11 protein-coding genes are annotated in these 12,862 nt (G+C 70.6%); 8 read left to right on the forward strand and 3 right to left on the reverse strand.

Translation table 11 applies throughout. From position 1 onward, the window contains the following. Positions 1-389 precede the first annotated feature (389 nt). Positions 390-3,404: a helix-turn-helix transcriptional regulator gene (locus CU254_RS10180; protein ID WP_037713175.1), complete on the forward strand. Its 3,015-nt coding sequence runs from the start codon at positions 390-392 to the stop codon at positions 3,402-3,404. A gap of 203 nt (positions 3,405-3,607) precedes the next feature. Here CU254_RS10180 and CU254_RS10185 read toward each other — a convergent pair whose 3' ends face one another. Both CU254_RS10185 and CU254_RS10190 read right to left on the reverse strand, forming a co-directional pair. Then, on the reverse strand, positions 3,608-5,218 hold the full coding sequence (locus CU254_RS10185) for a succinic semialdehyde dehydrogenase (protein WP_009075294.1): 1,611 nt from the start codon (positions 5,216-5,218) through the stop codon (positions 3,608-3,610). Between the two features lie 67 nt (positions 5,219-5,285). Then, positions 5,286-5,894 (reverse strand): TetR/AcrR family transcriptional regulator, encoded by a 609-nt coding sequence (locus CU254_RS10190; RefSeq protein ID WP_037713178.1) that lies wholly within the window; start codon positions 5,892-5,894, stop codon positions 5,286-5,288. A gap of 98 nt (positions 5,895-5,992) precedes the next feature. Between CU254_RS10190 and CU254_RS10195 the strand changes: the two genes are divergently transcribed. Together CU254_RS10195 and CU254_RS10200 are read left to right on the forward strand one after the other, a co-directional pair. Continuing rightward, on the forward strand, positions 5,993-7,144 hold the full coding sequence (locus CU254_RS10195) for an acyl-CoA dehydrogenase family protein (RefSeq protein WP_037713180.1): 1,152 nt from the start codon (positions 5,993-5,995) through the stop codon (positions 7,142-7,144). A gap of 27 nt (positions 7,145-7,171) precedes the next feature. Beyond that, positions 7,172-8,314, forward strand: coding sequence for a CaiB/BaiF CoA-transferase family protein (locus CU254_RS10200; RefSeq protein ID WP_009075300.1), 1,143 nt, complete (start codon positions 7,172-7,174; stop codon positions 8,312-8,314). A gap of 32 nt (positions 8,315-8,346) precedes the next feature. Here CU254_RS10200 and CU254_RS10205 read toward each other — a convergent pair whose 3' ends face one another. Further along, the gene (locus CU254_RS10205) at positions 8,347-8,868 is read right to left on the reverse strand and encodes a GNAT family N-acetyltransferase (RefSeq protein ID WP_009075302.1); all 522 of its coding nucleotides are present in this window, start codon (positions 8,866-8,868) and stop codon (positions 8,347-8,349) included. 196 nt (positions 8,869-9,064) lie between these two features. Between CU254_RS10205 and CU254_RS43610 the strand changes: the two genes are divergently transcribed. From CU254_RS43610 to CU254_RS10225, 5 genes are all read left to right on the forward strand, one after another. Then, complete coding sequence (locus tag CU254_RS43610) at positions 9,065-9,232, forward strand: hypothetical protein (RefSeq protein ID WP_009075303.1); 168 nt, start codon at positions 9,065-9,067, stop codon at positions 9,230-9,232. Between the two features lie 340 nt (positions 9,233-9,572). Beyond that, positions 9,573-10,055, forward strand: coding sequence for a hypothetical protein (locus tag CU254_RS10210; protein ID WP_037713183.1), 483 nt, complete (start codon positions 9,573-9,575; stop codon positions 10,053-10,055). A 412-nt stretch (positions 10,056-10,467) separates the two neighbouring features. Then, positions 10,468-11,400, forward strand: a complete 933-nt coding sequence (locus CU254_RS10215) for a lytic transglycosylase domain-containing protein (RefSeq protein ID WP_050788142.1) — start codon at positions 10,468-10,470, stop codon at positions 11,398-11,400. A 665-nt stretch (positions 11,401-12,065) separates the two neighbouring features. Next, positions 12,066-12,452: a hypothetical protein gene (locus tag CU254_RS10220; RefSeq protein ID WP_199785858.1), complete on the forward strand. Its 387-nt coding sequence runs from the start codon at positions 12,066-12,068 to the stop codon at positions 12,450-12,452. Positions 12,453-12,478: 26 nt separating this feature from the next. Continuing rightward, on the forward strand, positions 12,479-12,829 hold the full coding sequence (locus CU254_RS10225) for a DUF3817 domain-containing protein (RefSeq protein WP_037713186.1): 351 nt from the start codon (positions 12,479-12,481) through the stop codon (positions 12,827-12,829). Positions 12,830-12,862 lie beyond the last annotated feature (33 nt).

The following is a 12,862-nucleotide window of genomic DNA, read 5'->3' on the forward strand; positions in this document are numbered from 1 at the left end:
ACCGCCGCCTCGCTCGCCGGACGGGGATCCGATCCGGCCTTGCCGCTTCGAGAAGTGCTCCACCGCCGCTCCTCCCGCCGCCTCCCGCCGCCGCTCCTCCCGCAGCCTCCCGCCGCCGCGACTGTCGACGATCGCCCCAATGCCACATTGGGTGCATCCGACGCACTGAACGTGGCATTGGGTGCGTCCAGATCCGAAGCACCGGCGCGAGCCCCGGCCCTTCCCTCCGGAAGCCCCCTCGCCCCGGGACCAACCGGCCGAACCGGCTCCCGGGACGAGGTCCACCGGCCGCGCCAGCCGTCCTCGGTCCGCCGATCGGACGGAGATCACTGTCCGAACCGGTCGCCACGAGGAAATCCATGTCGGAACTGTCGGGGGTGTAGGTGAGAATGCATCTCGTGCCTCGTCTCGGTTCCGGAATCCCGCTCGTCGCCCGTACGCAGGAGATGCGGCGGCTGCGCGCGGCCTTCGCGCGCGCTGAACGCGGGGAAGCAGGTGCGGTGCTGATCGCGGGCGACGCCGGGGTCGGCAAGACCCGCCTGCTCACCGCGCTCGGGGAGCACGTCGCCGCGTGCGGCGGGCTCGTGCTCACCGGCCGGTGCATCGACGTGCGCGACGGCGGTCTGCCCTATCTCCCGTTCGCCGAGGCGCTGGCCCCGCTCGGGTCGTCGGGCGATCCCGCGGTGTCGGCCGCGGTGCGGGCGCGGTCCGCGCTCGGGATGCTGCTGCCGCAAGGCGGCGAACCGCAGCCCGCGGCCACCGGCGACCACGGGCAGGTTTCCGAAGGGGAGCGCGAGGGCGTCCGCCGGATCCGGCCGGAGCAGGACCTGGGGCAGCTTCAGCTGTTCGACGCGGTGCTGGGCGTGCTGACCGAGGTCGGCCAGGCGCAGCCGGTGGTCGTCCTGCTCGAAGACCTGCACTGGGCCGATTCCTCGTCCCGCAACCTGCTGTCCTTCCTGCTCAGCCGCTTGCGCGCGCAGCGGCTGCTGGTGGTCGGCAGTTATCGCGAGGAAGACGTCCACCGCCGGCATCCGCTGCGCGGCCTGTTGTCCGAACTGGTCCGGCTGAACACGGTGGAACAGCTCACGCTCGCGCCGTTCGGGCCGGCTGACGCGCGGGCGTTCGTCGCGGCGCTGGCCGAGGAACCGCTGTCGCCGGACGTGGTCGCGGACATCGCCGAACGGTCCGAGGGCAATCCGTTCTTCGTCGAGGAACTGCTCGCCACCGGTGCCGATTGCCAGGACCTTCCCGCCGGGCTCGCCGAAGTCCTCCTCGCCCGGCTGGAACGCTTCCCGGCCGAGACGCGCCGGGTGCTGCGGGTCATCTCGGTGGCCAACGAATCGGTGTCGCACGCCGCGCTCGCGCAGGTCGCGGGGCTCGGCGACCTGGAGCTGGACGAGGCGCTGCGGGAGGCCGTGCAGCACCACGTCCTGGTGATCGAGAACGGTTTCTACACCTTCCGGCACGCCTTGCTGCAGGAAGCGGTCTATGCCGATCTGCTGCCCGGCGAGCGCACGCGGATGCACGCGGGGTACGCCGCGCGGATCCAGTCGATGCCGCAGGGGCGCGGCCACGACGCGAAGCTGGCCTTCCACAGCCTGGAAAGCCGGGACTTCGACACTGCCCTCCCCGCGTTGCTGCGCGCCGCCGACGAAGCGGAAAAACTCGGCGCGCCGGGCGCTGCGCTGCGGCACATCGAGCAGGCGCAGGCCATTTGGGACGCGGTGGCTCCGGAAAACCGGCCGGAAGGCGTGGACGAGCTGAAGCTGCTCAGCGAGGCGTCGTACTTCGCTGGCACGTCGGGCGAGCCGGAGCGTGCGGTGGCCTACGCGCGGTCCGCGACCGAAGCGCTGAAGCCGGACGCATCGCCCGAACACGCGGCGAAGGTGTGGCGTCGGCTGGCCGAAACGCTGCTTACGTTGGAAGGCACGTTCGACGAGGCGGTTCGGGCGATCGAGCGGGCCTGGGAGCTGGTCGCGGACCGGGAGCCGAGCGGTGCGCGGGCGTGGGTGCTGGCCTCGCGGGCCGGGTTCCAGCGGCTGCTCGACCAGCCGGACGAGGCGTTGGCCAGCGCGCACACCGCGGTCGCCGACGCGCGTGCGGTCGGGGCGGTGGGCGCTGAGGCGTCGGCGCTGGTCACGTTGGGCACGTTGGCCGACGGGGCGGGCGATCCGGTCGAGGCGCGCGAGCGGTTGTGCGAGGCCGAACGCAAGGCGCACAAGGCGGGCGCGCTGAACGTCGAGATCCGGGCGATGTACTTCCTCGCCCTCAGCTACGACGACCAAGCGGAGATGGAGCTGGCGCTCGCCCACGCGGCGCGCGGGGTCGAGCGAGCCGAGGCGGTCGGGCTCACCTGGAGCGCGTACGGGCTGGAATTGCGCGCTCGGCTGCTCTATCTGCGGTATCTCAGCGGAGATTGGCCGAAGGAAGACGCGGCGGGGCGCGCGCGGCGGGGCGTGTCCAGCGCGGTCGCGGCGCGGATTCTGGCCAACTGGGTGTTGTTCCTGGTGGGGCGGGGCCGGTTCGAGGACGCGGCCAAGGCGTTGCCGGGGCTGCGGCAGCAGTGGATGGCGGATCTGCAGATCGCCTTGGCCGCGGGCGACGCGGCAATCGAACTGGCGGCGTGGCGCGGGGAGCATGCCGAGGCGCTGCGGATCACCGACGAATTGGTCGGCTGGCTGGAGAAGGTCGAGACCGCGCTGCTGGGCGGGATCCGGATCGTGGCGCTGGCGATTCCGTCGGCTGCCGCGTTGGCAGCGGAGGCCCGGGCCAAGGGGGATCTGGCCGCGGCGGAAGCGGCGGTGGCGGCGGGGCGGCGGCTTTTGGAGCATGGGCGGCGTTGTGCCGCGGAGGGGCATCCCCGTTCCGGGACCATGGGACCGGAGGGGCGGGCTTGGCTGGCGCGGATGGAGGCTGCCGCGTCGGGGTTGGCGGGGCCGGCTGATCCTGAGCTGTGGGGAGAGGCGGCGGAGGCCTATTCCTATGGCGCGGTGTATGAGCAGGCGGTTTGCCGGTGGCGGCAAGGGGAGGCGTTGCTCGGGGCCGGGCGGTCCGCGGCGGCTGCGGAGGTGTTGGAGGCGGCGCATGCGGTGGCGGTGAAGCTGGATGCCGTTCCGTTGCGGGACGCGGTGCGGGATTTGGCGCATCGGGCTCGGGTCGAGTTGGCCGGGGTCGAGGTTCCGGTGGTGCGGCCGCAGGTGGATCCGTTGACTGACCGCGAGCGGGATGTGTTGGAGCGGGTCGCGCTGGGGCGGACGAATCGGCAGGTGGGGGAGGAGTTGTACATCAGCGAGAAGACGGTGAGCGTGCATCTTTCGCGGGTGATGGCGAAGCTGGGGGCCAGTCGGAGGGCCGAGGCCGTCGCGATCGCTTACGACCGGGGGTTGCTTACTGTGCCGGAGTGATCGGCTCGTCGCCCTGGCGGGCGACATTGCCGTTCCTTGGGTTGCGTGGGGCACCCCGATTTTTCAGTGTGCTGACGGTTCGGGGGTGCTTGTCAAGGCGGGAAAGATGCCTTGACAAGCACCCCGAACCGCAGGGCGGCTTTGTATCGGGGTTGGGGGAGGGGCTGGGTGCCTCGCTGTTTGGGTGGTTTGGCTGCGGTTTTTTACCGGCCTGGTAGGTGTCGCAGTAGTTTCATGCTCAGTGTCATGAAGCGGGCCCAGACGGAGCCTGGTACTGCTTTTGGCGGGCGCAGGGCTAGGCCGCGTTGTACTGCGATGGATTGAGGTTCTGTGTATTTCAGCAATCCTTCTGCGCCGTTGCGGCGGCCTGCGCCGGATTCCTTCATGCCGCCCATGGGGACGCCGACTGTGCCGAAGGTTGCTGCGTAGCCTTCGTTGACGTTGACCGTGCCTGCTTTCAGGCGGGCGCCTACTTCCCAGCCTGCTCGGCCGTTTTTGGTCCAGACGCTCGCGTTCAGGCCGAAGGGGGTGTCGTTGGCTCGCTCGATCGCGTCGTTGACGTCGCTGAATCCGTAGATCGAGACGACTGGGCCGAAGGTTTCCGAAGCGAATGGGGTCATTCCGGGGCGTACGTCGGTGAGGACCGTCGGTTCGTAGAACAGCGGGCCCAGATCTGGTCGGGGGCGGCCGCCGGTGAGGACGCGGGCACCTTTTGCCCGGGCATCTTCCACGTGGGCGGTCACGGTTTGCAGTTGGCTCTTCGACGTCAGCGAACCCATTCCGGCGTGGTAGTCCAGCGACCCGCCTAGGCGCAGGGCTGCGGTCCGGGCCACGAATTCGCGCGTGAACTCCTCGCGGATGCTGTCGTGCACGTAGATCCGCTCTACCGAAACGCACAGCTGGCCTGCTGAGGAGAAACACGCCGTAACCGCGCCTGCGGCCGCCTTGGCGATGTCTGCGTCCGGCAGGACGATCATCGGGTTCTTGCCGCCGAGTTCCAGCGAGTAGCTGGTGAGGCGCTGTGCGATGCGGCCTGCCAGGTCTTTGCCGGTCGGGGTCGAGCCGGTGAAGCACAGGTAGTCGCATTCTTCGAGCAGGGCGTCGCCGATCTGCGAGCCTCGGCCCAGCACGATCTGCCACAGGCCCGCGGGCAGTCCGGCCTCTTCGGCCAGTTCCTGCAGCCACAGGGCGGACAGCGCGGTCTGGTTGTCCGGTTTCTGCACGACTGCGTTCCCGGCGACGAGGGCAGGGAAGACGTCCATCGCGGTCAGGGCCAGCGGGTAGTTCCAAGGGGAGATGATTCCGACGACGCCCTTGGGGTGCCGGAGTTCGCCCGCGCGCGTCAGGCCGGGGATGAGGCCGGGGGCGCGGCGCGGGGAGAGGATCTTCGCGCTGTGCTTGCCGTAGTAAGCCGCGACCAGGACGGTGGCGCTGACCTCGTCGAAGGCGTCGATTCGGGCCTTGCCTGCTTCGACCTGGACCAGGTCCAGGACCTCCGCTTGCCGCGCGAGGACCAGGTCGTGCAGGCGCACGAGGAACTGCTGACGTCGGGTCACCGGCAGCGCCGCCCACTCGCGCTGGGCCTCGCGGGCGGAGGCGAAGGCGGCGCGTACTTCGGCGTCGTCGGCCTGGGGGAGGGAGGTGATCGGCTGCCCGGTGAAGGGCGCGGTCATCTGCACTGGCGCGTTGTCGGCGCCGCCGGTTACGCGGGCTACGAGTGCGGCTGCGCGGGACGCGGACGGGGCGCCTGCTACGCCGCCGACGGTTGCGGGCAGGGGCTGACCGGTGACGTTCGCCGGGGTCGTACTCGTCATCGAGCGCACCTTCTTCCGTGCGGGGCCGGGTGTTACCGACGAGTACACCATACCGGCGGTATGGACACTAGTCGTCCGAGTACAGCAGCACGGCGATCCGCTTCCACTCCTCCAGCAGCTGACGGCGCCGACGCGGGTCACCGCCCAGTTCGGCGTCGAGGGCGAGGCCTCGGGTCAGGTTCACGGTGAGCCAGAACAGCATCTCCGCGCGCTCTTTCGGCAGGTCACCGGCTACTTCGCTGATGTGCCCGAGCGTCGCCCGGCCCAGTGCGCGGTCCACCGGCCGGATCGCGGCGCGCAGTTCCGGGTCGGTCCGGGCGGCCACCCACAGCTCGGTGACCGCGGTCGAGAGCGTGCCGGAATAGCCCTCCCACAGCAGGTCGATCGCCGCCGCGACGCCGGACGCGCCGCCCGGCAGCGAGCCGAGCGAGGCGGCGAGCTGGGTGCGCAGCTTCGTGGTGAGGTGCTCGACCGCGGCGGCCATCAGCTCGGCCTTCGTGGCGAAGTAGTGCTGCACCGCGCCCTTCGAGACGCCCGCGCGGGTGCAGATCTCCTGCACCGAAGCCCGCGAGTACCCGATGTCGACCAGGCAGTCGATCGTCGCGTCCAGCAGTGCGGTGCGCGTCTGCTCGCGGCGTTCGGCCTGGGTGCGGTGTCCCCGGGCGACCTCAGTCATCGCGGCTCCTGCTTTACGTACCGGACGGATGGGATGTACATTCCGGCTAGAACTTACCTGCCAAGCGTCATGTTTTCCAGCTCGCGGGAGGGCCAGCCGTGCCGTTGCAGATCCAGAAGAGCTCGTGGAGCACCACCGAACTCGAAGACCTCCGGGAGCTCGCCCGGTCGTTCCTGCAGAAGGAATTCGTGCCGAACCAGGAGCGCTGGGCGGCGGAGAAGAAGCTCGACCGGGAAATCTGGACCAAGGCGGGCGAACTCGGCCTGCTGTGCCTGTCGATCCCGGAGGAGTACGGCGGGGGCGGCGGCACGTTCGCGCACGAAGCCGTGCTGTACGAGGAGCAGGCCCGTGCCGGGGACAGTGCGTGGGGCGTCACCGTCCACAGTGGAATCGTCGCGCACTACATCCTGGCGTACGCGTCGGAGGAGAAAAAGCGCGAGTGGCTGCCGAAGATGGCCACCGGCGAGCTGGTCGGCGCGGTCGCGATGACCGAGCCCGGCACTGGTTCAGACCTTCAGAACATCAAGACGCGCGCGGTCCGCGACGGCGACCACTACGTGATCAACGGCGCGAAAACGTTCATCACCAACGGTTTCCACTCCGACCTCGTCGTGGTCGCGTGCAAGACCGACCCGGACGCCGGCGCGCAGGGTGTGTCGCTGATCGTGGTCGAGACCAATACCCCGGGCTTCCGCCGCGGCCGGGTGCTCGACAAGGTCGGGCTCAAGGGGCAGGACACCGCCGAGCTGTTCTTCGACGACGTCCGCGTGCCCGCCGCGAACCTGCTCGGCGACGCCGAGGGCCAGGGCTTCATCCAGCTGATGCTGCAGCTGCCGCAGGAACGGCTGATCATCGCGGTGACCGCGGTGGCCGGCCTGGAGGCCGCGGTGAACCTGACCATCGACTACACCAAGGAACGCACGGCGTTCGGCCGCCCGATCTTCAATTTCCAGAACACGAAGTTCAAGCTCGCCGAGGCGGCGACGGAAGCCGCGGTGTCGCGCGCGTTCCTCGACCAGTGCATCGAACGGCATCTGCGCGGCGAACTCGACGTGCAGGGCGCGGCGATGGCGAAACTGTGGACGACCGAGCGGGTGAACAAGGTCGTGGACGACTGCCTGCAGCTGTTCGGCGGCTACGGCTACATGACCGAGTACCCGATCGCGCGGGCCTGGGCGGACGTGCGGATCTCGCGGATCTTCGGCGGCACCAGCGAGATCATGAAGGAAATCATCTCCCGCACGCTCTGAAAATCTGCTGCCGCGAAAGGATTTTCCGTGAAACAAGGTCCGCTCGCCGGGCTGCGGGTGGTGGAGCTGGCCGGGCTCGCGCCGGCTCCGTTCGCCTGCATGATCCTGGCCGACCTCGGCGCCGACGTGATCCGCGTCGACCGCGCCACCCCGGGCTCCGACGTGCTCGGCATCCCGAACGACCCGCTCGCCCGCGGCAGGCGGTCGGTCGGGGTGAACACGAAAACGCCCGAGGGCGTCGAACTGGTGCTGAAACTGGCCGAACGCGCCGACGTGCTGATCGAAGGTTTCCGGCCGGGCGTCGCGGAACGGATGGGCATCGGCCCGGAACAGGTGCACGCGCGCAACCCGCGGCTCGTGTACGGCCGGATGACCGGCTGGGGCCAGGACGGTCCCCTCGCGTCGGCGGCCGGGCACGACATCAACTACATCGGCGTCGCCGGCGCGCTCGACCCGATCGGCCGGGCGGGCGAACGCCCGGTGCCGCCGCTCAACCTGGTCGGCGACTTCGGCGGGGGCGGCCTGATGCTCGCGATGGGCGTGCTGGCCGCGCTGCACGAGCGCACGACGTCCGGACGCGGTCAGGTCGTGGACGCGTCGATGGTCGAGGGCACCGCGCTGCTGACCACGAGCCTGCACGGAATGCGCGCGGCAGGTGTGTGGCCGGGGGAGCGCGGCGAGAACCTCCTCGACGGCGGCGCCCCGTTCTACGACACCTACGAGACCTCGGACGGCAAGTACGTCGCCATCGGCGCGATCGAAATGCGGTTCTGGGCTGATCTGGTCAAGGTGCTCGGGCTGGAGAACGAAGACCTGCCGATGCACGTCGACCAGAGCCAGTGGCCGCGGCTGCGCAAGATCCTGGAGGAGGCGGTCGGCCGGTTCACGCGCGACGAACTGGTCGCGCGGGCGGAAGGCACCGACGCGTGTCTCACCGCGGTGCTGTCGCCGTGGGAGGCCGCCGAGCATCCGCAGAACGCGGCGCGCGGGACGTTCGTGGACATCGGCGGCACGGTGCAGCCCGCCCCGGCGCCGCGGTTCGACCGGACGCCCGCGGCCACGCCGGAAGCACCGCACGAGAAGGGCTCGGACACCGCGGAGGTGCTGGCGGAGCTGGGTTACGACGACGCGGGAGTCGCGGCGCTGCGGGAGGCGGGCGCGATCTTGTGAGTGTTCAAGCCGGTTCTAACCGGCTTGAACACTCACGACGGCAGGTCGGAGCGGATCACCGAGTAGAGGATGTGATCGCGCCACTGCCCGTCGCGGAAGTCGAACCCGCGCAGGATCCCCTCGCGGGTGAACCCGGCCTTCTCCAGCGAACGCTGCCCGGCCCGGTTGCCGACCTCGGTGCTGGCCTCGACGCGGTTGAACTGCGTGTGCGCGAACAGGTAGCGCACGAGCTGCCGCTGCGCCTGCGCGCCGAGGCCGTGCCCGCGCGCCTCCGGCAGGAGGACCATGCCGATGTTCCAGCAGTAGGTGTGCGGGCCGGTCCGCGTGCGATGCCACGAGACCAGCCCGAGCGGGCGTTCGTCGAGCGTCGGGACGAGCATGCCGTTGTCGGTGGTCAGCATGCCGTTTTCGCGCCAGAGCCGCCGGACGTAGCCGGGGTCGTGCCAGCCGAACCACTGGTGCTCGCCGACCGTCTCCGGGTCGTTGGTCAGGGCCTCCAGCAGACCGAGGTCGGACTCGCGCACCGGGCGGAGAGTCACTGGGCCGTCGTCCATCGCCGGAGCGTACCGGGGGCGTCCGCGGGGCCCGGCTCACCCGATGGTGGCCGGGGTCACCCGGTCGTGAGCTTTCCGGCCGGATGGGGGCCTGCGACGGGCCATTCCGGCGCGTCGTCACTAGAGTGGGACGCGACTCTGCCGAGGCGGGGCCTGCGTCCGCCCGGGCGCGGGGGGAGCGGAGGGGGACGAAACCATGTCGAGCGGCCTGAAGAAGATCGTCGTCGTCGGAGTGGTCGCGCTCGTGCTGTTCTTCCTGATCACGCAGCCCACCCACTCCGCGGACTTCGTGCACCGCGTGCTCGGCTGGCTCAAGGACGGCGCCGAAGCGATCGTCACCTTCTTCAAGAGCCTCTTCGCCTGACCCGGGTTTTCCCGCTCGCCGGGCCGCCTCCGCGCGCCCTCCGGCCAGCCAGTCACGCTTTGTCACCGGATCCCGGGATTCGGGCACTTCGCTCGACCATCCGGGTGGATTGGCCCGTAAAACCGCCTGGTCACGGAATTTCCGGGGTCCGGGGTATGGCGGAGAAAGCGGGTGCCGCCCTACGGTGCTCACATTGCGTGATCAGCCGGTTCTCCGGCCCCCCCGGGAGCCGGGTCACGGCGGGTTTTCGGCCCGGTCACGCGTGGGGAGCCAATCGTGGACGCGCAACGGGGCAGGCGATCGAAATGCCTGCCCGTCGGGGACCGATGAGGAGGCAGGGATGACCGGAGATCCCGGAGTGGACGCGTTGATCCGGCAGTGGTCGGCCGAGCGCGAGAAGACCCCTGAGGAGCAGGAGGTCGACCGCATCGCCTCGGCCTGGCTGGCCGACGCGCCGGCCGCTCCGCCCGGCATCCCCGGCCAGCGCGCCCGGTCCGGACCCGCCCGCTGGGCCCCGGTCGAGGCCGCCGACCCCGGCTACCTCGACGCGATGCGCGCCCGGCTGCCGGAGGTCCCGGAAGAACTGCTCGTCGCCGCCGCGGGCTGGTGGCAGATGGTCGGCGACGTCGCCGAAGCGCAGCAGTGGTGGGACGCCGGGATCAGCCCGCTGGACCAGCGCGCCCTGGACTACCGGGCGGCCGGTCTCGCGCCGTCCGACCTCGCCCGGCGGCTCGGTCCGATGACGGTCCTGCAGCACCTGCGCCGGGGCAGCGCGCCCGCATGGTGCGTCGCGCGCCTGGCGCGGCAGCAGAAGCCCGCCTGACCGCGGGTTCGCGAAAGCCTGTTTGACAGCTGTGTTGCCTGGTCGGCGAATCGGCCAGGCAACACGGCGAAGCGCCCGGAATCGTCTGGCTCTCGCCCGATCCGGGTCGCTGAGGTTCGCGCTCGGCGTCGGTCTCCGGCGCGGCGGCGAACTCGATCTCGGCGCTGAGCTTGTTCCGCAAGAACTCGAGCGCCGCTGCCTCGGACACTGCGATCGGTCGCTCCAGCGAACAGCTGAATAGCCTGCCGGAAGCGGTCTTCCGGCAAGCTGCGCCCAGCTTTGTGTGGCAGCAACCGTCCACCTGACGGGACCTCGGCTACCCGGCCGGGTGAACCGGCGTGGCGGGGGACCTGACGATGCGTGCGTAACGCTAACCTGCGCGGGCTCGTTGTGTGTTGCGAACCCCCAAGCCATGCTGGAGGACCGGAGTTTCGTGCCCGCCACCGGACAGACCCCCGACACCGCGCAGACCGGGGACGAGACCGCGGCTCCCGCTGCCGTCCCCTCGCCCGCTCGTCGCGGCCACGGCGCCGCGCTCGCGGTGCGGTTCGCCGTCGTCGTCGCGGTGCTCGCGGTCGCGGGCGGCGGGGTCTGGATCGTCACCAGGGCGGCCGCTCCGGAGGCCAGCCCCACCACGACCGACATCCCGGCGCTGAGCGTCAAAGCGGTCGACGTCAAACCCGGTTCGATCGCGCCGGTCAACGCCGTCGTCGCGGGCGGGGCGGCGGACCAAGGCACCGCGCCGCAGTCGGCGCGCCCGACCGGCGGCGATCCGCTGCAGGCGTGGGCGGACCGGGTCGCGCCGGTCACCGGCATCCCGGCCCGGGCAGTACGCGCGTACGGCAACGCGGAGCTCGCGATGCGCGAGGTCGACCGCAGCTGCCATATCTCCTGGGCGACGCTCGCCGGCATCGGCCGCATCGAGTCCAACCACGGCCAGTACGGCGGAGCGGTCCTGGGCGCGGACGGCCGCCCGTCGAAGCCGATCATCGGCGTCCCGCTCGACGGTTCCGCCGGCGTCCGCGCGATCAGCGACACCGACGGCGGCCAGCTCGACGGCGACCCGGTCGCGGACCGCGCGGTCGGCCCGATGCAGTTCATCCCGAGCACCTGGCGGAAATGGGCGTCCGACGGCAACGGCGACGGCCGCGCCGACCCGCAGCAGATCGACGACGCCGCCCTGACCGCCGCGCGCTACCTGTGCGCGGGCGGCCGCGACATGGCCAGCCCGGCGGGGTGGTGGGCGGGGATCCTGTCGTACAACAACTCGACGGAGTACGCGCAGAAGGTCTTCGGCCTGGCGGACGGCTACGCGAAGGCGGCACAGAAGGTGCAAGCGGGCTGACGCCCCGGCTTGCCTCGCTCCGCACGCCCCGACCTCTCCGCGAGGGTGACTTTCGTGGTCGTTCAGTCCGGCAGGGTTCCCCTCACGACCCGCTGCCGGTCTGTGAAGGACTCCTTGAGGGAATCAGATTCCCTCAAGGAGTCCTTCACAGGCCGCACCTCAGTGTCTGGGACGCGGGCAACGAGGTTGTCTCGGCAGCGGGTTGCACGGGTGGCGGGGGCGGGTGGCGCGAAGTCCGTGAGGGGAACCCTGACGGAATCAGAGTCCCTCAGGGTTCCCCTCACGGACTTCGCAGGAGCCCATCTCAGCCGGTGCGCGCGCGTCGTCGGGGCGGGTTCGCCGCAGCGGCTCTCGCACGCGGCTCGAAGGGTGTTCCACTCCCGCAGCCCGGTCGCGGCAGGTGCACCCGCGCTACTGAGAAAACCCCAATGTGGCATTGGGTGCGTCGCATGCACCCAATGTGGCGTTCGGTGCGCTGAACGCACCGAATGTGGCATTGGGGGAGTTTGACCGAGCCGGGCCGCGGAGGCAGCAAGCGGGCGGGGGAGCGGCGAGCCAAGCGCCGGGCGCGCGGGGAACCCAGCCGTGAGCGCCGGGTGGGGCGCCGGTCACGACCTCGCCGCCTCTCAGGAACGGTTTTTCCGGCCAGTGCTAGCGTCGATACCGTGCCCGCAGATCCCGGCCCGGCCGTGTCCCCGTTCGGGCGCCGGCTCCTGATCGTCGCCACGAGCGTCGTGAGCCTGGCGCTGTGCTGCGGGCTGGCCTGGTGGCAGTGGGACCGGTTCACGTCCGCCACCGGCACCTTCCAGAACCTCGGCTACGTGCTGCAATGGCCCCTTTTCGGACTGTTCCCCGCGTTCATGTTCTGGCGCATCAAGAAGCTGCGCGAACGCGAAGAGGAAACCGCCGAGCAAGGCGAGCAGGCGCCCGCCCCGGCCCCGGTCCGCGTGCCCGCCCCGCGACCGGCCGCCGCTCCCGTCGAGGAAGACGACGAACTCGCCGCCTACAACCGCTACCTGCGCGAGCTCAACGCCCGCGACCAGCAGTCCTGAACGCCCGCGGAAGTGAGGACGCTCCCATGACGACCAGCACCGACGGTGCCGCCCCTGCTCGCCAGTCGAAGGTGTCCGGCTCGCTGACCCGGTTCCGGGCCAGCGCGTACGTGACCGGGGTCGGCCTGCTCGCCCTGTGCGCCACCATGATCATCGAGTACGGCTTCGGCAACGCCACGCCCGCCGCGGTGTACTCGCCGATCCACGGCGTGCTCTACATGATCTACCTGGTGCTCACCATCGACCTCGCGCTCAAGGCCCGCTGGTCGATCAAGAGCACCGTCCTGGTCCTGCTGGCCGGATGCGTCCCGTTCGTGTCGTTCGTCGTCGAGCGCCGGGTGACCCACCGCGTGCAGGCCGGGCGCGACATCTTCTGAGCGGCGAAAAAAACCGCGGCGCCCGAACGGGTG

Origin of the sequence: Amycolatopsis sp. AA4 (assembly GCF_002796545.1) — a bacterium.
Classification (GTDB): domain Bacteria; phylum Actinomycetota; class Actinomycetes; order Mycobacteriales; family Pseudonocardiaceae; genus Amycolatopsis.